Source organism: Microbacterium sp. NPDC055502, assembly GCF_053643635.1.
The window spans coordinates 1,019,914-1,037,927 of sequence record NZ_JBSHKJ010000001.1 but is presented as its reverse complement, the minus strand read 5'-3'; the positions used below and the strand labels follow the sequence as shown (position 1 = coordinate 1,037,927).

Genomic DNA, 18,014 nt, shown 5'->3' with positions numbered 1-18,014 from the left:
CAAGCTATAGCGAACGATCTCGCCATTTCTTTACACTCCCGTAACAGAATCGGCCTATAGCCGGATGGCTCCCGTCGGCATGTCCTGCGCCAGCGCCTCGGGCGCCTCGTCGACGATCAGCGAGCCGCGAAGCACCGGGGTGATCACGACGAGCGACTCCACGACCTCGAGCCCGTCGTGCCCCGCGACCGCCGGTCCCGTGAGGAAGTCGTAGAACGCGTCGGCATCGGTCACCAGCACGTTCATGAGCAGCTGCGAGGTGCCCGTCGTCGCCACGATGAACTTCACCTCCGGAGCCGCGGCCAGAGCCGTGCCCACCTTCTCCAGCCGGTCCATCGGCACGCGCAGCCACACGAGCGCCTCCAGGCCCAGCCCGAACAGGCTCGGCACGATCTCGGTGCGCGGATGCATCAGGCCGCGCCGGTTCAGCGACTCCATGCGGCGCCGGGTCGTGGTCACGTTGAGGCCCAGGGCGCGGGCGAGCTGCGCCACCGGCATCCGCCCGTCCTTCAGCAGCAGCCGGATCAGCGCCTCCTCGTCGGCGCTCAGCGCATCGGCCGGATCGACCTCCGAGCCCGACGACTCGTCGAGCATGTGCACCTGCTCGTCGGTCAGCACGCCCACCCGCCAGTCGTGCCCCGAGCGGAAGAACTTCAGCACCGTGGTGACGTTGATCGACGCGATGCCGTCGACCTCCGGGAAATCGGTGAACAGCAGCTCGCGGATCGACGCGTCGTCGTGGGGGAGCAGCATGCCCGCGATGTCGCTGCTGCCCTCCAGGACCGACACCGAGGAGGCGTCGGTGCGCCGCGCGAGCGTGCGGGCGACGTGCCACAGCGCGTGCGGCTCGGTCGTGATGCGGAACAGCACGGCCCGGGCGTGCAGCACCCTCGCCGGGTCGACGTAGGTGGAGACCCGTACGAGGCCGCGATCGAGCAGACGCTGTCCACGGCGGGCGACCGTGCGCTCCGGCAGGTCGATGGCGCGCGCGATCTCACCCCACGACGCCCGCCCGTTCACCTGTAGGGCCGCGGCCACGATCCGGTCGGTCTCGTCGGCCATCACATCGTTCGCGGGCACGGGTTCTCCTTCGCGGGTTCGGGCACGTGAAGGTTATCCCAGGACCACGACGCGCGAAGGCGCCGCCGGAGCCGAAGCCCCGGCGGCGCCCTCGGTCACGCGGGCGGCTACTCCGCCTCGGCGGACTCCACCGTCGAGGCCTCCGTCGCCAGCGCACGACGGCGGCGCAGCGCGAACAGGCCGAGGCCCGCGGCGAGCAGCACGACCGCGGCGACGATGTACGGCACGCTGTCGGCACCGGTCGTCGCGAGATCGCCGTCGCTCGCGCCGCCCGAGCCGCCCTGGCCCGGAGTGGTCGCCCCGCCGCCCGCGGCCGCGGTCACGGTGATCGCGGCCGTGACCTCGGTGCCGTCCGGCAGGATCACGGCGAGCGTGTGCGCACCGGCCGGGGTGGCCGCGGGGATCGTGACGGTGCGGGAGAACGACCCGTCGGCCGCGGCCGTCACCGTGCCCAGCGACACCGGGTCGCTGCGGAGCTCCAGCTGCAGCTCGGCACCCGCCGCGAAGCCGCTGCCCGAGACCGTGACCGTGCCGCCGGCCGCGACCGTGGTCGCGCCCAGCTCGACGGACGCGGGCTGCTCGGGCTCCGGCTCCTCGGTCACCGGGGGAGTGACCCCGGCCTCGGTCACCCACTTCTCGCCCGCGTCGGACTTCGTCACCGTGAACGTGTCGTACACGGCGCCCACGGGCAGGTCGGTCGACGCGGACGCCGTCTTCTCCGCCAGGTACGACCGGTACACGAGCTGGTTCTTCGACACGTCGATCACCTGGTACGTGGTCACGCCCTCGCCGCGCAGCACCTGGGTGGCGCCGTTGTTGGTCCAGACGTTCTTCTCCGGCGTCTCCAGGTCGTAGTGCTTCGCGCCCGAGTTCGACACCACGTACACGGGTCCCGTGGTGAGGCCGGGGGTGTCGGTCGCGTCGGTGTTCACGTAGCCGCGGGCGTACGTGTGGTCGTGGCCCATCAGCACCAGGTCGATGTCGTTGCGCTGGAACACGGGCAGCCACTCGGCACGCAGCACCGGCTCGTCACGGCCGGCCGACGCCGAGAACACCGGCTGGTGGAAGGTCACGACGTTCCACTTCGAGGGGCTGTTCTGCAGCAGCAGGTCGAGCCACGCCGCCTGGAACCGCGTCCACAGCGTGCCGATCTGCGACGACGGGCAGTCCGCGCCCGAGCACGACGGGAGGCCGGCCGGGGTGAGGAAGGTCGTGTCGCGCGTCGCGTTCAGCGTGATGAAGCGCACGCCCTGGTAGTCGGTGTAGTACGCGGTCTCCGCGGCGAACGCGCTCCAGTGCTCGAAGAACGCGCGGTACTGCTGCGCCACGGGGGAGTCGCCCTTCGCGAGGTCGGCCAGGGCTCCGATCGAGCTCATCGAGGGGTTGTTGTGCGGGTACTCGAAGGCGGCCTTCCACGCCGTGAGCAGCTTGTCGCCGGAGTACTCGTGGTTGCCGGGGGCCGCCATCACGTTGGTGCGGACGGCCGAGTCCTCCATGCCCTTGAACCAGTTGAGCCACTCGTTCTCGTTGCTCGACGTGTTGATCAGGTCGCCCGCGTGCACGGAGCCGATCGAGCGCGGTGCGTTCGCCTCGGCCTGCTTCACAACGCTCGGCCACGTGGTGTCCAGACCGATCTGGGCGTCGCCGTAGTACAGGAACTGGAAGTCGGTGGCGTTCGGGTCGGCCGTGCGGAAGGTGAACCAGTCGCTCCAGCTGCCGGGGAGACCCACGCGGTAGCGGTACTCCGTCGCCGGGGTGAGTCCGGTCACGGTGGCCGAGAAGTGCTTGTTCGGGTTGCCGTTCACGACCCCCGCGTCGTACGCGTCGACGACGCGCGTCTCACCGCCGGCCGCCGCGCCGATCTCGACCTGTCCGACCGTGTGCGAGGCGTCGCCCGCGAGCCACGAGAACGACTGCGACACCTCGGGCCGCTCGGTCGGGGTGAGGATCACGCGCGTGGGCGGGGCGATCACCGGGGTACCGGGGTCGGACGCGGGCACGAGCGTGAGCGACGACATGTCGAAGTAGATGTCGGAGCTGGTGGCGCGGTCCTGGAACAGCGACACCGCGATGGTGTTGGTGCCGTCGTGCAGCAGTGCGCCCTCGGCGCTGAACGTGCTGGTGAGCGGGTCGCCGTTGGAGTCGCCCGCGTACTCGACGTTGGTGGTGTCGGTGATGCGGCCGTCGACGTAGCGCGCGACCTCCGTGCCGTTGATCCACACGACGAGCGCGTCGTCGTAGGTGACGGTGCTCTGCAGGGCTGCGACCTGCTCGGCGACGCCGGCCTCGAGCTCGAACGTGGTGCGGAAGAAGTACGTCGGGACCGTGGGCGCCTTCACCCCGTCGAGGTAGTGGTTCAGGAGCGTCTTCGGCGTCTGCGGCCCGACAGCGCCGAGCTTGCCGTTCTTCGCGCCGAAGCTGCCCGGAGCGGTCTTCCAGGCGCTGTCGTCGAAGGCGGGCAGGGTCCAGTCGCGCAGGGCGGCCGGGGCGGGCGACGGGTCGGTGCCGTCGTCGAGATAGTGCCAGGCGGTGTCGCCGGTGATGAGCGAGCCGGTGGGCACCTCGGGGTCGGGTGCGGCGAGGGCCGCGGGAGCGACGACGGCGCCGCCGAGCACGGCGAGCAGCGCGACGGACGTGAGTCCGCGACGCCGCCACCGCACCGCAGGGGTGGGGGAGGTCATGTCAGTCCTTCGTGGGTGGGGTTCCGTGCTCAGCCGCACGGGGCCCGCCCAGCCCATCGAAGCCGGATGACCGTCACCTGACGCCGAGACGACGGGGAGGTGAACGCGGGCGCCCCGGTACGCTGGAACCCATGCTCAACATGGCCGACGGCCTCGCCCGTCTCGGCGCGCTCGCCGAGAATCCCGTCGTCCGCACCCTCGCGCAGGCGTTCGCCGAGGCCGGGTTCGAGCTCGCCGTCGTGGGCGGACCGGTGCGCGACGCCCTGCTCGGCCGGGAGACGCACGACCTCGACTTCACCACGAACGCCTCGCCCGACCAGATCCTCGCGATCGTGAAGCCCGTGGCCTCGGCGCACTGGGACATCGGTCGAGCGTTCGGAACGATCGGCGCGCGCGTGCGGGGCGAGCAGGTCGAGATCACGACGTACCGCGCCGACAGCTACGACGGGGTCACCCGCAAGCCCACGGTCGAGTTCGGCGACACGATCGACGGCGACCTCGTGCGGCGCGACTTCACCGTGAATGCGATGGCCCTCCAGGTGCCGGCGGTGAAGCTGATCGACCCGACCGGAGGCGTGGAGGATCTGGTGGCCGGGGTCCTCCGCACGCCCGCCGATCCGCGGGTGTCGTTCGGCGACGACCCGTTGCGCATGCTGCGGGCCGCCCGCTTCAGCGCCCAGCTCGGCTTCCGCGTCGACGACGACACCGCCGCCGCGATCACCGAGCTCCGCGAGACCCTGGCGATCGTCAGCCCCGAGCGCATCCAGTCCGAGCTCGTGCGGCTGATGCAGACCGACGACCCGGTGCGCGGCATCCGCGTGCTGGTCGACACCGGCCTCATCGAGGAGTTCCTGCCCGAGGTCAGCGAGCTGCGCCTCGAGGTCGACGAGCACCACCACCACAAGGACGTGTACGAGCACTCGCTCACGGTGCTGCGCCAGGCGATCGCGCTGGAGCACTCCCGGCACCCCGGCGCCGCGCCCGACGTGCCGCTGCGCATCGCCGCCCTCCTGCACGACATCGGCAAGCCGCGCACCCGCAAGCTCGAACCGGGCGGGGCCGTGACCTTCCACCACCACGACGTGGTCGGCGCGCGCATGGCCCGCAAGCGCCTGCAGGCCCTGCGCTTCGACACCGCCACGACCGACGCCGTCGCCGCCCTGATCGAGCTGCACCTGCGGTTCTTCGGCTACGCGGAGGGCACCTGGACGGACGCGGCCGTGCGCCGGTACGTGCGCGACGCGGGCGACCTGCTGGAGCGCCTCCACATCCTCACCAGGGCCGACGTGACCACGCGCAACAAGCGCAAAGCCGCCCGGCTCTCCGCGGCCTACGACGACATCGAGTCGCGCATCTCGGCGCTGCGCGAGCAGGAGGAGCTCGACGCGATCCGCCCGGAGCTCGACGGCAACCGCATCCAGCAGGTGCTGGGCATCCGCCCGGGCCGCGAGGTGGGCGAGGCGTACAAGTTCCTGCTCGACCTGCGCCTCGACGAGGGCGTGCTCGGGCCGGAGGTCGCCGAGCAGCGCCTGCGCGAATGGTGGGCCGCCCGCGGCTGACCGCCCCCTCCCCGTGCGGGGCTCAGTGCAACGGCGGACCCACGACCGCGGCGCTGTCCGGCGGCAGCGTGAGCAGGCCGTCCGCGCGCGTGTGGGCTCCGGTCGACACGAGCTCCACCGCCTCGTCCGCGACCGCGAAGACCGCCCGGGCGGGGGAGAGGTTCACCAGCACCGACAGCGCCCCCCGGTCGATGCGGTACACGCGATGCTCCGGGCGGCCGTCGGTGGCGCGCACCTCGACCCTCGCGTGCGTCGTGTCGGGCTCCGTCAGCTCCGGCCGCTCCCGGCGCAGTCGCGCGAGGTCGCGGTACAGGCGCAGCAGTCGCGTGTGCTCCGGTCGCTCGACCTCCGCCCAGTCCAGGTGCGAGCGGGCGAAGGTGCCGGGGTCCTGCGGGTCGGGCACCGCCGCCGGATCCCACCCCATGCGCGCGAACTCGGCCGTGCGGCCCTCCGCGACCGCGCGGCCCAGCTCCGGCTCCGGGTGCGAGGTGAAGAACTGCCAGGGCGTGGTCGCCCCCCACTCCTCGCCCATGAACAGCATGGGCGTGCCCGGGGCCGTGAGCGTGAGCACCGCGGCGACCGCGAGGCGATCGGGCGAGAGCGTGGCGGAGAGCCGGTCGCCCGCCGCCCTGTTCCCGACCTGGTCGTGATCCTGCGCGAAGGTCACCAGCCGCCACGACGGGACCTCGGGCGGGATCGGTGCTCCGTGCGGGCGGTCGCGGAACGTGGAGAACGTGCCGTCGTGGAAGAAGCCCCGGTCGGTGACCTTCGCCACGGCCTCCGGCGATGCGAAGTCCTCGTAGTAGCCCGTGGTCTCGCCGGTGAGCGCGACGTGCACCGCGTGGTGCCAGTCGTCCGACCACTGCGCCGTGAGCCCGTACCCTCCGGCCTCGCGCGGCAGGATCAGCGTCGGGTCGTTGAGGTCGGACTCGGCGATCAGCGTGAGCGGACGGTTCTGCTGCGCCGACAGCGCGTCGACCCGCTCCGACAGCTCGCGCAGCAGATGCACGGGCCGGGTGTCGTGCAGGGCGTGCACGGCGTCGAGCCGCAGGCCGTCGACGTGGAAGTCGCGCAGCCACATCAGGGCGTTGTCGATGATGTACGCCCGCACGGCCGGCTCGTCGAGGTCGACCGAGTCGCCCCACGTGGTGCTGTCGCCCTCGCGCAGGTACGGACCGAACAGGGGCAGGTAGTTGCCGCTCGGGCCGAGGTGGTTGTACACGACGTCCTGCACCACGGCGAGGCCCCGGGCGTGCGCGGCGTCCACGAAGCGCTGATACGCCGCCGGGCCGCCGTACTCCTCGTGCACCGCGAACCAGAGCACGCCGTCGTAGCCCCAGTTCCACCGTCCGTTGACGGCGTTCACGGGCAGCAGCTCGACGTGGGTCACGCCGAGCTCGACCAGATGGTCCAGCCGGGCGACCGCCGCGTCGAGCGTGCCCTCGGGTGTGAACGTGCCCAGGTGCAGCTCGTAGATCAGCCCGCCTGCGAGCTGCCTCCCGGTCCAGTCGCTGTCGGTCCACGCGAACGCGGCGGGGTCGAACGCGGCCGAGGCCTCGTGCACGCCGTCCGGCTGCCGCCGCGACCGGGGGTCGGGGCGCAGGTGCTCGTCGTCGTCGATCAGGAAGCCGTAGCGCTCGCCGTCCGCCAGGATGCCGTCGCCCCGCCACCAGCCGTCGGCCGCAGCCGTGAGCTCCGTGTCGGTCGCGGTGCCGTCGGCCGCGAGCCGCCGCAGCCGCATCCGCCGTGCCCGCGGAGCCCACACCTCCATCACGACCGTGCTCCCCTCACCGTGCGTGTCCCCCTCACCGCGCGAGCTCGATCAGCGCCACGGGATACGTGTCCAGCAGCTCGGCCAACCGCACGGGGCCCGGGGCGATGCGGCGCCCCGTCAGCAGGTCGGTCCCGGGGATGTCCGGCCGCATCATCACGGTGTCGCCCCAGCCGCCGCGCCGGGCGAGGCCCACGGGCAACCGCGTCGCGATCGCGGTCGCCCCGCCGCGGTGCACCGCGACGGCATGCGCAGCGGCCGCCCCCTCGACCACGGCCGGGCGGTAGAAGCGGAACAGCTCCGGGTTGTCGCGGCGCAGGCGCAGCGCCCGGGAGGTGACCAGGAGCTTCGCGGCGCCGGAGTCGTCGATCGGCGGGAGGATGCCGCGGGCGACCTCGGCATCCAGCTCCCTCAGCATCCGCGCCCGCAGCGCGAAGTCGACCGGACGACGGTTGTCGGGGTCGACCAGCGACAGGTCCCACAGCTCGGAGCCCTGATACACGTCGGGCACGCCGGGGCCGGTGAGCTGCAGCAGCTTGGCGGCGAGCGAGTTCGAGCGGCCGTGGCCCGCGATCTCCGCGACGAAGCGGTCGAGGATCGGGGCGGCGTCGCCCTCGACGGCCTGGGCGACGGCCGCGAGACCCTCCTCGAACGCGGCGTCGGGGCGCTGCCAGGTGGTGCGCTCCGCCGCCTCGCGCGCGGCCTTGGTGGCGTACGCCAGCAGACGCTCGGACGGGATCGGCCACGCGCCGACCGCGGCCTGCCACAGCAGGGCGTCGAGCGGACCGTGGCCCGTGGTCGCCACGGCCCGCAGCTCCTCCAGCACCTCGGCCCATCGCTCCGGGACCTCGGACAGCACCGCGAGCCGCGCCCGGACGTCTTCCGAGCGCTTGGTGTCGTGCGTGGAGAGCGTGGTCATCGAGTACGGCCAGGCGGCGAGCCGGGCCCGCTGCGCCTCGTGGAACTCCTCGACCGTGACCGCGGGGATCGACGGGTCGGCCCCGACCTCCGTGAGCGTGCCCAGCCGCGTGTACCGGTAGAACGCGGTGTCCTCCACGCCCTTCGCCATGACAGCGCCGGTCACCTGGGGGAACCGCTGCGCGACCTCCAGCGACGTGTCCCTCAGCAGGGGTTCGAGCTCGGTGAACGCCGCGTCGAGGTCGGGGCGCCGCCGCCGCGCCTCCGCGAACGCCGCGCGCAGGTGCTCGCTGCCCTCGGGCAGATAGGCGCGGTACACCGGGAAGCACGCGACCAGCTCGGCGAGGGCGTCGTCGGCGTGCACGATGCCGCGCGGCAGGGTGCGCACGAGGCGCCGCACCTCCGCGACCAGCAGGGTGTCCGCGATCATCCGCTTCGTGTCGTGGATCAGGTCGGGCCATGCCAGTGCGGGCAGAAGCCCCGTCTCGGCGCGCAGTCGTGCGTCCAGGCGGTCGAGTGCGGCCACGCCGTCGCGGTCGACGAACAGCCGGTCCAGCTCGGCCAGCGCGTCGTATCCCGTGGTGCCGTCCGTGCGCCACCAGGCCGGCAGCGCCTCGCCCGGCTCCAGGATCTTCTCCACGAGGGTGTACGCGCGACCGGTCGCGTCGGCCAGCTGCTCCAGGTAGCCGCCCGGGTCGACCAGGCCGTCCGGGTGGTCGACGCGGAGCCCGTCCGCGAGGCCCTCGCGCAGCCAGCGCAGGATCTCGCGGTGCGAGTCGGCGAACACGTCCGGCAGTTCCACGCGCACCCCGGCGAGCTCGGACACCGCGAAGAAGCGCCGGTAGGTGAGGTCGGTGTTCTGGTCCTCCCAGTACCGCAGCTCGTAGTGCTGGGCGGCGAGCAGTCGCGGCAGGTCGTCCGCGAGCGCGGCGGTGCCGGGGGCGAGGGGCAGCTCGTGCTCGAAGTAGCGCAGCACGCCGTCGGGGGCGTCGGCGGCCGGGGTCGCGTCGACCACGAGCTCGCCGTTCGCGCGGGCCTCGTCGGGCGCGGAGCCGAGCAGCGGCAGCAGGATCCGTCCGCCGCCGGCCGCCCAGTCGATGTCGAAGGCCGCCGCGCGCCTGGTCTGCCGCCCGAGCCGCAGCACCTCCCACCACCACGGGTTCTGTCGCGGCACCGCGACGCCCACGTGGTTGGGCACGATGTCGACCAGCATGCCCAGCCCCGCGTCGTGCGCGGCCGCGGCGAAGCGCTCGAGACCGGCCTCGCCGCCGCGGTCCGCGTCCACGCGGGTGTGGTCGACCACGTCGTACCCGTGGGTGGAGCCGTGCACGGCCGCGAGCAGCGGCGAGACGTACACCCACGAGGCCCCGAGGTCGGCGAGGTACGGCGCGAGCTCGGCCGCCGCGTCGAGCGGGAGGTCCCGGCTGATCTGCAGGCGGTACGTCGACAGTGGCCGTCGGGTCATGCGTCGGCCTGCTCGCTCTGCGAGCGGAGCGAGGCGTCCACGGAGTCGTCGGTCGCGAGGGGTTCGCCGTCGATCTCGCGCAGCACGATCATGGCCTTGCCCTCCAGCGGGATCGTGGCGCGGGCATCGAGCGGACGGGTGTCGTCGATGTCGCCGGCGGTGTCGACGGCCACCGACCACTCGCGGCCGTGGCGTTCGTCGGGCAGCACCAGCTCGACGGGTTCGTCTCCGCTGTTGAAGTACACCAGGAAGTTCACGTCCTCCACCGGGCGGCCGCGGCGGTCGTTCTCGCGGATGCCGCGGCCGTTGAGGAACATCCCCACCGAGCGTCCGAAGCCCGAGTCCCAGTCCTCCGGTGCCATCGGGCCGCCATCGGGCCGCAGCCAGACGACATCCGGGATCCGCTCGCCGTCGTCCGCGCTCGCCGGTCGCCCGTCGAAGAAGCGGCTGCGGCGGAAGGTCGGGTGCTCGCGCCGGAGTCGTGCGACCGCGGCGGTGAACTCCACGAGCGGCAGGTCGGCGGCGTCCCAGTCGATCCAGGTGAGCTCGTTGTCCTGCGCGTAGCCGTTGTTGTTGCCGTGCTGCGTGCGCCCCAGCTCGTCGCCGTGCGAGATCATCGGCACGCCCTGCGACAGCAGCAGCGTGGCGAGGAAGTTGCGCTGCTGGCGCGCTCGCCGCCGGTTCACCTCGACGTCGTCGGTCGGGCCCTCGACGCCGTTGTTGTCGGAGCGGTTGTGCGATTCGCCGTCGTTGTTGTCCTCGCCGTTGTCCTCGTTGTGCTTGTCGTTGTACGACACGAGGTCGCGCAGCGTGAAGCCGTCGTGCGCGGTGACGAAGTTGATCGACGCGACCGGCCGCCGTCCGGAGTGCTCGTACAGGTCGGCCGAGCCGGTGAGGCGGGCCGCGAACTCGCCCAGCGCCTGCGGTTCGCCGCGCCAGAAGTCGCGCACGGTGTCGCGGTACTTGCCGTTCCACTCCGACCACTGCGGCGGGAAGTTGCCCACCTGATAGCCGCCGGGCCCCACGTCCCACGGCTCGGCGATCAGCTTGACCTGCGACACCACCGGATCCTGCTGCACGAGCTCGAAGAACGCGGCGAGGCGGTCGACGTCGTAGAACTCGCGGGCGAGCGTGGAGGCGAGGTCGAAGCGGAACCCGTCGACGTGCATCTCCGTGACCCAGTAGCGCAGCGAGTCCATGAGCAGCTGCAGGGCGTGCGGGTTGCCGGCGTTGAGGCTGTTCCCGGTGCCGGTGTAGTCGGTGTAGTAGCGGCGGTCCTCTTCCAGGCGGTAGTACGCCTCGTTGTCGATCCCGCGCATCGAGAGGGTGGGCCCGAGGTGGTTGCCCTCGGCGGTGTGGTTGTAGACCACGTCGAGGATGACCTCGATGCCGGCCTCGTGCAGGGTGCGCACCATGGCGCGGAACTCCTGCACCTGCTGGCCGTGCTGACCGGTCGCCGAATAGGCGTTGTGCGGGGCGAAGAACCCGAGGGTGTTGTAGCCCCAGTAGTTCGACAGACCCTTGTCCTGCAGCACCGAGTCGTTGACGAACTGGTGCACGGGCATGAGCTCCAGCGCGGTGACGCCGAGGCGCTGCAGGTGCTCGACGACGGCGGGGTGGGCGATGCCGGCGTAGGTGCCGCGCAGCTCCTCCGGGATCTCGGGGTGACGCTGGGTGAGGCCCTTCACGTGCGCCTCGTAGATCACGGTCTCGGCGTACGGGGTCTTGAGGCGACGGTCGCCCGCCCACTCGAAGAACGGGTTGATCACGACGCCCTTGACCATCGCGGCGGCGGAGTCGTCGTCGTTGCGGGAGTCGGGGTCGCCGAAGTCGTAGCCGAACAGCGACTGCCCCCAGTCGATGTCGCCGGCGACGGCCTTGGCGTAGGGGTCGAGCAGCAGCTTGTTCGGGTTGAATCGCCGGCCCTGCGCGGGGTCGTGCGGGCCGTGCACGCGATACCCGTACAGCTGCCCCGGCTGCACGGTGGGCAGGTAGCCGTGCCACACGTACGCGTCGACCTCGGTGAGCGGCACCCGGGTCTCGGTGCCGTCGTCGTCGAACAGGCAGAGCTCCACGCTCTCCGCGCCCTCGCTGAAGAGGGCGAAGTTGGTGCCCTGTCCGTCGAACGTCGCGCCCAGCGGGTAGGCCTCGCCCGGCCAGATCTCGCGGCTCATCCGGCGAGGGCGTGGTGGCGCGAACCGGCGGCCATGGCGCTGACGATGCCGACGGCGTGGTCGAACTCGTAGACCTGCGCGACCTCGACGGCGCGCGCATAGGGGTGACCGAGGTAGCAGACGTAGAGGGGCGGCACGACGTCAATGTAACCCACGGGCGAGGCGGGGTCGACGACATATCTGTCGAAGTCGATCCGCTCGCAGGACGGCTCAGCGGCACCGGCGGACGGAGGCGTCTGCGTGCGCTGCGGGGAGCCAGTGGGGATGGGGGTCTCGACGTTCATGGCGTCTCTCCTGACTCGTGGGTGTGACCTCACGATAGGAAGCGGGACGGATTCGGAGAACGCCATTGCCAGGGCGGCCCGGAGGGGGTATGGGACCCGCCCTCCGGGCCGCCGGGCGCTCAGTTCTCGCGGCGTCTCTCGAACTCGGAGAACACGACGCCGGACTCGTACGCGGTCGTCTCCACGGCGTCGAACCGCTCGGGGCGATACGGGCGCTCGCCGAAGAGGGGGATGCCCGCGCCGAAGAGGAGCGGCTGGCGTTTGAGCACGAGCCGGTCGATCTCGTCGGCGAGGGTGGCCGCGAGGGCGCCGCCTCCGCACAGCCAGATCGCACCGCCGTCCTCCTGCTTGAGCCGGCGAACGACCTCGACCGGGTCTTCCGCCGTCACCTCCAGGTTCTCGGCCTCGGCCGTGTGCGCGCGGCTGAACACGATCTGGCGCAGGTGCCGGTACGGGCTCGGCAGGCCGCCCACCTGATAGGTGTTCCAGCCCATCAGCACGGTGTCGAACACGTCGTTGCGCTGCTCGATGCCCAGCGCCTCGGCGGCGACCGTGGGGATCGTGTCGGCGAACCGGGCGTTGATGCCGTCCATGTGGTCGCCCTCGACGAGGAAGGCGTCGAACTCTCCGCCCGGGCCGGCGATGAAGCCGTCGAGCGTGACGGCCACGTAGTACACGAGGTCTCGCATGATTCTCCAATCACTACATCTGTCGCGGTTGAGACTACAACAGCCGTAGTGATTGCGCTAGGGTCGAGACATGGTCAAGAACGAGTCGCGTCGCCGCGTGATCGCCGACGCCGGGCTGACGGTGCTGGCCCGCGAGGGCTCGCGCGGACTCACCCACCGGGCCGTCGACGTCGAGGCGCAGGTGCCCACCGGGACCACGTCGAACTACTTCCGCAGCCGCGAGGCCCTGATCGAAGGACTCGTCGACCGCATCGGGGAACGGCTCGCTCCGACCCCCGAGGATCTGGAGCGTCGCGCCGCCGGCACCCCCGGCCCCGCGCTGTTCGCCGACTACGTGCGCGACATCGTGCGTCGGCTCACCGGCGACCGCGACGTGACGCTCGCCCTGTTCGAGCTGCGCCTGGAGAGCGCCCGGCGCCCCGAGCTCGCGGCCGTGCTCGGCGCGTGGCAGCGCGCGGGCTTCGACGCCGACGTGGCCTTCAACACCGCGGCGGGCCTGCCCGGCGGACGCGCGGAGATCGCCCTGTTCCACTACGCGATCGACGGCCTCCTGCTCGACCGCCTCACCACCCCCATCGACCCTGACACCTCGACCGATGCCGTGATCGACGCCCTGGTCGCGGGCCTGCTCCGCTGAGCCTTCGAGCCCCTGCCCGGGAGGAGTCCCGCGGGGGCGCGAGGCGATATTCCGCCGCAGGTCCAACGCTCCTACACTGAGGGCACGCCCGTTCTCGACGAAGGAGATCGCGTGTCTGCACCGTGGCAGGGAACCCACGGGTCTCTCCCCGAGGCCCCGCGCCTGCTCGTCGAGCGTGCGCACGAGGAGCTCATCGCCGGGAACCTCGACGACCGCCGCCTGCAGGAGGTGCGCCCGCTCGTCCGGGAGTCGTGGGAGCGGTCATGGCGGGGTCGCGTCGGACCGGAAGGGCTTCCGCCGCTCGACCTGCACGCCGAGGAGCTGGAGGAGTACCGCCTCGCGCATCCGCTCGCCTCCGCGATGGACCTGATCCGTGCCCTGCTGCTGCCGGGCTCCTCGGAGGACTCCGGGGTCGTGATCGCCGTCGGCGACCAGGCCGGGCGGCTGCTGTGGATCGAGGGCGACGCGCAGCTGCGCTCGCTCACCGACGGCATGGGCTTCGTGGCGGGGGCGAACTGGTCGGAGGCCGCCGTGGGCACCAGCGCACCGGGCACCGCGCTCGCCCTCGGGCAGTCGGTGCAGATCCGCGGCGCCGAGCACTACAACCGGCTCGTGCACCCGTGGTCGTGCAGCGCGGCGCCCGTGCGCGACCCGGAGACCCAGCGGGTGCTCGGCGTGATCGACATCACCGGCGGCGCCGAGGTCGTCACCCCGCAGGCCCGGCTGCTCGTTGACGCGACCGCCCGTGCCGTCGAGTCCGAGCTGATGGTGGCCCGGCTGCGGCGGCGCGCCGAATCCCCGCGCAGCCGTCCCTCCCCGAAGCCCCGAGCGACGGCGACCGCCCGCGCGCGGCTGCACGTGCTCGGCCGCGACCGCGCGCGGCTGGAAACGGAGTCCGCGCACGAGGAGGCGGTGATCGAGCTGAGCGCGCGGCACGCCGCCATCCTCCTGATGCTCGCGGTGCACCGGCAGGGGCTCTCCGCCGAACGGCTGTGCGAGCTGGTGTACGGGCCCGACGTGTCGCCCGACACCCTGCGCCCGGAGATGGTGCGGCTGCGGAAGGTGCTGGAGCGCACGGCTCCCGACCTGGTGCCCGAGTCCCGCCCGTACCGGCTGCCCGTGCCGCTCGAGACCGACGCCCACGACGTGCTGTCGCTGCTCGACCGCGGCGCCCACCGCGTCGCGCTCACCGCCTACCGCGGCGCCGTGCTGCCCGAGTCGACCTCACCGGGCGTGGAGGAGTTCCGCGACACCGTGCGCGCGGCGCTCCGGGAGGCGATGCTGTCGGAGGCGAGTCTCGACGTGCTGCTCGCGTACGCGGACATCCCCGAGGGGCGGGAAGACGCGGAGGTGCTGCGGCTCGCGCTGGAGATGCTGCCCGCGCGCTCGCCGCGGCGGGCGGGCCTGGTCACCCGCATCGAACGCGCTGTCGGTGGCCCCGCGTAGCGTCCGGGCATGACCGAGATCCGTCCGTTCCGCGTGCACGTGTCCGACGAGGTGCTCGACGATCTGCGCGCCCGCCTTCGACGCGCGCGGCTGCTCGACGACTCACCCCGGCGCATGCGCTCCGGCATGAACGCGGCCTGGCTGCGTGAGCTCGTGCAGTCCTGGGCGGAGTGGGACTGGCGGGCGCGGGAGGAGTGGCTCAACGGCTTCCCGCAGTTCCTCGCCGAGGTCGACGGCACCGACATCCACTTCGCGCACCTGCGCTCCGAGCGGCCCGACGCCCCGGCGCTGCTCCTCATGCACGGCTGGCCGCACACGTTCGCGCTGCAGCTCGACGCCGCGGCGCTCCTCGACGACGTCCACGTGGTGGTCGCCAGCCTGCCCGGTTTCGCGTTCTCGCAGCCCTACGCCGACGGTCCGGCCGACGAGCGGCGCTTCGCCGCCACGATGCACCGGCTGATGACCGAGGTGCTGGGCTACGACTCCTACGTCACCTACGGCGAAGACGTCTCGGCGAACGTGAGCGATCTGATCGCCGTGTCATACCCCGATCGGGTGGCGGGCATCGTCGCGACCCATGCGCACTTCGGCACGCCGGAGGAGCGGGCGGCCAGCGACGACCCGGAGGTGCAGGCGTTCTTCGCCCGGCTCGACGCCGAGCACGGACCGAACGGGTCGTACGGGCACGTGCAGTGGGCGCGGCCCGACACCCTGGCCGCGGCGCTCAACGACTCCCCGGCGGGGCTGCTCGCGTGGATCGCCGAGAAGCTGTCCGAGTGGGCCGACACCGACGGCGACGACCCGGCGGCCGTGCAGGCCGTGATCTCGCGCGACCGCATCCTCACCGAGGCGATGATCTACTGGGTCACGCAGAGCATCGCGAGCTCCTTCCGGCCGTACTACGAGGGCGCCGACACTCCGGCCCCGATGCCGCCGGTCACGGTCCCCGCCGCGGTGTTCATCCAGCGCCACGAGCACGACTACCCCGAGGGGCTCGCCCGCGGCTACTACCGCGACCTGCGCGTGTTCGAGCGGCTCGAGCACGGCGGCCACTTCACGATCGCCGAGGTGCCGGGGGCGATGGCCGAGCGGTTCCGCGCCTTCCTCGCCGCGCTCCCCTGAGGCTGCAACCTCCTGCAACGTTGCGCACGGGGCTGCAACGGGGAGCCGCCTACCGTCGGAGACAGCCGCTGAGCATCGAGGCCGCGGCCCACCCGTCGAAGGAGACCCCATGACCATCGTCGAAGAAGACGTGTCCCTCGCCTACGCCGCTCCGGGGCAGCCCGGTGCCGTGGCCACCTATCGCCCCCGCTACGGGCACTACATCGGCGGCGAGTTCGTCGAGCCCGTGAAGGGCCAGTACTTCGAGAACATCAGCCCGGTCAACGGCAAGCCCTTCACCGAGGTGGGCCGCGGCACGAGCGAAGACGTCGACCGCGCGGTCGACGTGGCGTGGAAGGCGTTCGCCACCTGGGGCAAGACCAGCCCCGCCGAGCGCTCGGTGCTGCTGAACCGCATCGCCGACCGGATGGAGCAGCACCTGGAGGCCATCGCGGTCGCCGAGACCTGGGAGAACGGCAAGCCCGTGCGGGAGACCCTCGCCGCCGACATCCCCCTCGCGATCGACCACTTCCGCTACTTCGCCGGGGTCCTGCGGGCGCAGGAGGGCGGCATCAGCCAGCTCGACGAGAACACCGTCGCGTACCACTTCCACGAGCCGCTGGGCGTGGTCGGACAGATCATCCCGTGGAACTTCCCGATCCTGATGGCCGTGTGGAAGCTGGCGCCGGCGCTCGCCGCGGGCAACTGCATCGTCATCAAGCCGGCCGAGCAGACCCCCGCCTCGATCCTGTTCCTGTTCGACCTGATCGGCGACCTCATCCCGGCCGGCGTCGTGAACATCGTGAACGGGTTCGGCATCGAGGCCGGGGCGCCGCTCGCGCAGCACAAGCGCATCCGCAAGGTGGCGTTCACGGGCGAGACCACGACCGGGCGGCTGATCATGCAGTACGCGTCGCAGAACCTCATCCCGGTGACGCTGGAACTGGGAGGCAAGAGCCCGAACGTGTTCTTCGAAGACGTCGCGCGCTCCACGACCGACCCGTTCTACGACAAGGCGCTCGAGGGCTTCACGATGTTCGCGCTGAACCAGGGCGAGGTGTGCACGTGCCCGTCGCGGGCGCTCATCCAGCGCTCGATCTACGACGGCTTCCTCGCCGACGGGCTGGAGCGGGTGAAGAAGGTCGTGCAGGGCAACCCGCTCGACCCGGCGACGATGATCGGCGCGCAGGCGTCGAACGACCAGCTGGAGAAGATCCTCAGCTACATCGACATCGGGAAGCAGGGCGGGGCGCGACTGCTCGCGGGCGGTGAGCGGGCCGACCTCGGCGGCGACCTGAGCGACGGGTTCTACGTGCAGCCGACCGTGTTCGAGGGCACGAACGACATGCGCATCTTCCAGGAGGAGATCTTCGGCCCTGTGCTGTCGGTCACCTCGTTCGACGACTTCGCCGACGCGATCTCGATCGCCAACGACACCCTGTACGGTCTCGGCGCCGGGGTGTGGAGCCGCAGCGGCGACACGGCCTACCGCGCCGGCCGGGCGATCGAGGCCGGCCGGGTGTGGACGAACACGTACCACCAGTACCCGGCGCACGCCGCGTTCGGCGGGTACAAGCAGTCCGGCGTCGGCCGGGAGAACCACAAGATGATGCTCGACCACTACCAGCAGACGAAGAACCTCCTGGTGTCGTACGCCGAGGGCCCGATGGGCTTCTTCTGATCCGCCTCCCGGGCGGGCGCGGCAGCGTCCGCCCGGGATACTCCGGTCGTCGAGCGAGCGACCCGCGAGCGGCGGGGTCTCGCTCGACGACCGGCACTACGGAAGGACGGGCACATGACGGAGAGCACCCCCGAGCGGGTCGCGGTGACGGAGCCCGCGGCCGCACTCGTGCGTGAACTGACCGCGCAGCACGGTCCGCTCATGTTCCACCAGTCGGGCGGCTGCTGCGACGGCTCCGCGCCCATGTGCTACCCCGTGGGGATGTTCCTCACCGGTCCGGGCGATGTGCTGCTCGGACGGCTCGACGTGGGGCTGACCGAGCCCGTGGAGGTGTTCATGTCGGCGTCGCAATTCGAGTACTGGAAGTACACGCACCTCACGATCGACGTGGTCCCCGGCCGCGGCGCCGGCTTCAGCGTGGAGGGCCCGACGGGTCTGCGGTTCCTCATCCGCTCGCGCATGCTCGACCCCGCCGAGCTCCTCTCCCTCGGGCTCGCCTGATCGTACGGTGATCTGCCGTACACTGGG

General features: G+C 71.9%; 13 protein-coding genes. 6 read left to right on the top strand and 7 right to left on the bottom strand.

Going from position 1 to position 18,014, the window contains the following annotated elements; genetic code table 11:
- Nucleotides 1-54 precede the first annotated feature (54 nt).
- A complete protein-coding gene (locus ACWH95_RS05180; protein ID WP_136035212.1) occupies nt 55-1,080 on the bottom strand; it encodes an Lrp/AsnC family transcriptional regulator in 1,026 nt (341 codons plus the stop codon).
- Between the two features lie 107 nt (nt 1,081-1,187).
- Nucleotides 1,188-3,761 carry a fibronectin type III domain-containing protein gene (locus tag ACWH95_RS05175; protein WP_378822226.1) on the bottom strand — a complete coding sequence of 858 codons (2,574 nt, stop codon included), beginning with the start codon at nt 3,759-3,761 and terminating at the stop codon, nt 1,188-1,190.
- A gap of 131 nt (nt 3,762-3,892) precedes the next feature.
- Here ACWH95_RS05175 and ACWH95_RS05170 point away from each other — a divergent pair, with 131 nt between their 5' ends.
- A complete protein-coding gene (locus tag ACWH95_RS05170; protein WP_247982465.1) occupies nt 3,893-5,320 on the top strand; it encodes a CCA tRNA nucleotidyltransferase in 1,428 nt (475 codons plus the stop codon).
- 22 nt (nt 5,321-5,342) lie between these two features.
- Here the strand turns inward: ACWH95_RS05170 and treZ are convergent, their stop codons facing one another.
- From treZ to ACWH95_RS05145, 5 genes are all read right to left on the bottom strand, one after another.
- Complete coding sequence (treZ, locus tag ACWH95_RS05165; RefSeq protein ID WP_378822225.1) at nt 5,343-7,091, bottom strand: malto-oligosyltrehalose trehalohydrolase; 1,749 nt, start codon at nt 7,089-7,091, stop codon at nt 5,343-5,345.
- 34 nt (nt 7,092-7,125) lie between these two features.
- Nucleotides 7,126-9,474, bottom strand: coding sequence for a malto-oligosyltrehalose synthase (gene treY / locus ACWH95_RS05160; protein WP_378822223.1), 2,349 nt, complete (start codon nt 9,472-9,474; stop codon nt 7,126-7,128).
- Entirely contained in the window at nt 9,471-11,648 is a 2,178-nt protein-coding gene (gene glgX, locus ACWH95_RS05155) for a glycogen debranching protein GlgX (protein WP_378822222.1), read from the bottom strand. Before glgX ends, treY begins: the two co-directional genes overlap by 4 nt.
- Entirely contained in the window at nt 11,645-11,932 is a 288-nt protein-coding gene (locus tag ACWH95_RS05150) for a hypothetical protein (protein ID WP_378822221.1), read from the bottom strand. Before ACWH95_RS05150 ends, glgX begins: the two co-directional genes overlap by 4 nt.
- Nucleotides 11,933-12,051: 119 nt before the next feature.
- Nucleotides 12,052-12,621 (bottom strand): dihydrofolate reductase family protein, encoded by a 570-nt coding sequence (locus ACWH95_RS05145; protein WP_378822220.1) that lies wholly within the window; start codon nt 12,619-12,621, stop codon nt 12,052-12,054.
- A gap of 70 nt (nt 12,622-12,691) precedes the next feature.
- Here ACWH95_RS05145 and ACWH95_RS05140 point away from each other — a divergent pair, with 70 nt between their 5' ends.
- The 5 genes from ACWH95_RS05140 (at nt 12,692) to ACWH95_RS05120 (ending at nt 17,987) form a co-directional block, all read left to right on the top strand.
- The gene (locus tag ACWH95_RS05140) at nt 12,692-13,258 is read left to right on the top strand and encodes a TetR/AcrR family transcriptional regulator (RefSeq protein WP_136033830.1); all 567 of its coding nucleotides are present in this window, start codon (nt 12,692-12,694) and stop codon (nt 13,256-13,258) included.
- Between the two features lie 111 nt (nt 13,259-13,369).
- On the top strand, nt 13,370-14,704 hold the full coding sequence (locus ACWH95_RS05135; protein ID WP_136033832.1) for a GAF domain-containing protein: 1,335 nt from the start codon (nt 13,370-13,372) through the stop codon (nt 14,702-14,704).
- Between the two features lie 9 nt (nt 14,705-14,713).
- Nucleotides 14,714-15,826: an epoxide hydrolase family protein gene (locus tag ACWH95_RS05130; RefSeq protein WP_378822219.1), complete on the top strand. Its 1,113-nt coding sequence runs from the start codon at nt 14,714-14,716 to the stop codon at nt 15,824-15,826.
- Nucleotides 15,827-15,935: 109 nt separating this feature from the next.
- Nucleotides 15,936-17,486: an acetaldehyde dehydrogenase ExaC gene (gene exaC, locus ACWH95_RS05125; RefSeq protein ID WP_206252179.1), complete on the top strand. Its 1,551-nt coding sequence runs from the start codon at nt 15,936-15,938 to the stop codon at nt 17,484-17,486.
- 114 nt (nt 17,487-17,600) lie between these two features.
- Nucleotides 17,601-17,987 carry a DUF779 domain-containing protein gene (locus ACWH95_RS05120; RefSeq protein WP_454120310.1) on the top strand — a complete coding sequence of 129 codons (387 nt, stop codon included), beginning with the start codon at nt 17,601-17,603 and terminating at the stop codon, nt 17,985-17,987.
- Nucleotides 17,988-18,014: the final 27 nt, after the last annotated feature.

Coding starts and splice junctions, on each gene's coding strand:
- ACWH95_RS05140 (WP_136033830.1), top strand. CDS start 12,692: ATGGTCAAGAACGAGTCGCGTCGCCGCGTGATCGCCGACGCCGGGCTG.
- ACWH95_RS05120 (WP_454120310.1), top strand. CDS start 17,601: ATGACGGAGAGCACCCCCGAGCGGGTCGCGGTGACGGAGCCCGCGGCC.
- ACWH95_RS05175 (WP_378822226.1), bottom strand. CDS start 3,761: ATGACCTCCCCCACCCCTGCGGTGCGGTGGCGGCGTCGCGGACTCACG.
- ACWH95_RS05130 (WP_378822219.1), top strand. CDS start 14,714: ATGACCGAGATCCGTCCGTTCCGCGTGCACGTGTCCGACGAGGTGCTC.
- treY (WP_378822223.1), bottom strand. CDS start 9,474: ATGACCCGACGGCCACTGTCGACGTACCGCCTGCAGATCAGCCGGGAC.
- exaC (WP_206252179.1), top strand. CDS start 15,936: ATGACCATCGTCGAAGAAGACGTGTCCCTCGCCTACGCCGCTCCGGGG.
- ACWH95_RS05145 (WP_378822220.1), bottom strand. CDS start 12,621: ATGCGAGACCTCGTGTACTACGTGGCCGTCACGCTCGACGGCTTCATC.
- ACWH95_RS05170 (WP_247982465.1), top strand. CDS start 3,893: ATGCTCAACATGGCCGACGGCCTCGCCCGTCTCGGCGCGCTCGCCGAG.
- treZ (WP_378822225.1), bottom strand. CDS start 7,091: ATGGAGGTGTGGGCTCCGCGGGCACGGCGGATGCGGCTGCGGCGGCTC.
- glgX (WP_378822222.1), bottom strand. CDS start 11,648: ATGAGCCGCGAGATCTGGCCGGGCGAGGCCTACCCGCTGGGCGCGACG.
- ACWH95_RS05150 (WP_378822221.1), bottom strand. CDS start 11,932: ATGAACGTCGAGACCCCCATCCCCACTGGCTCCCCGCAGCGCACGCAG.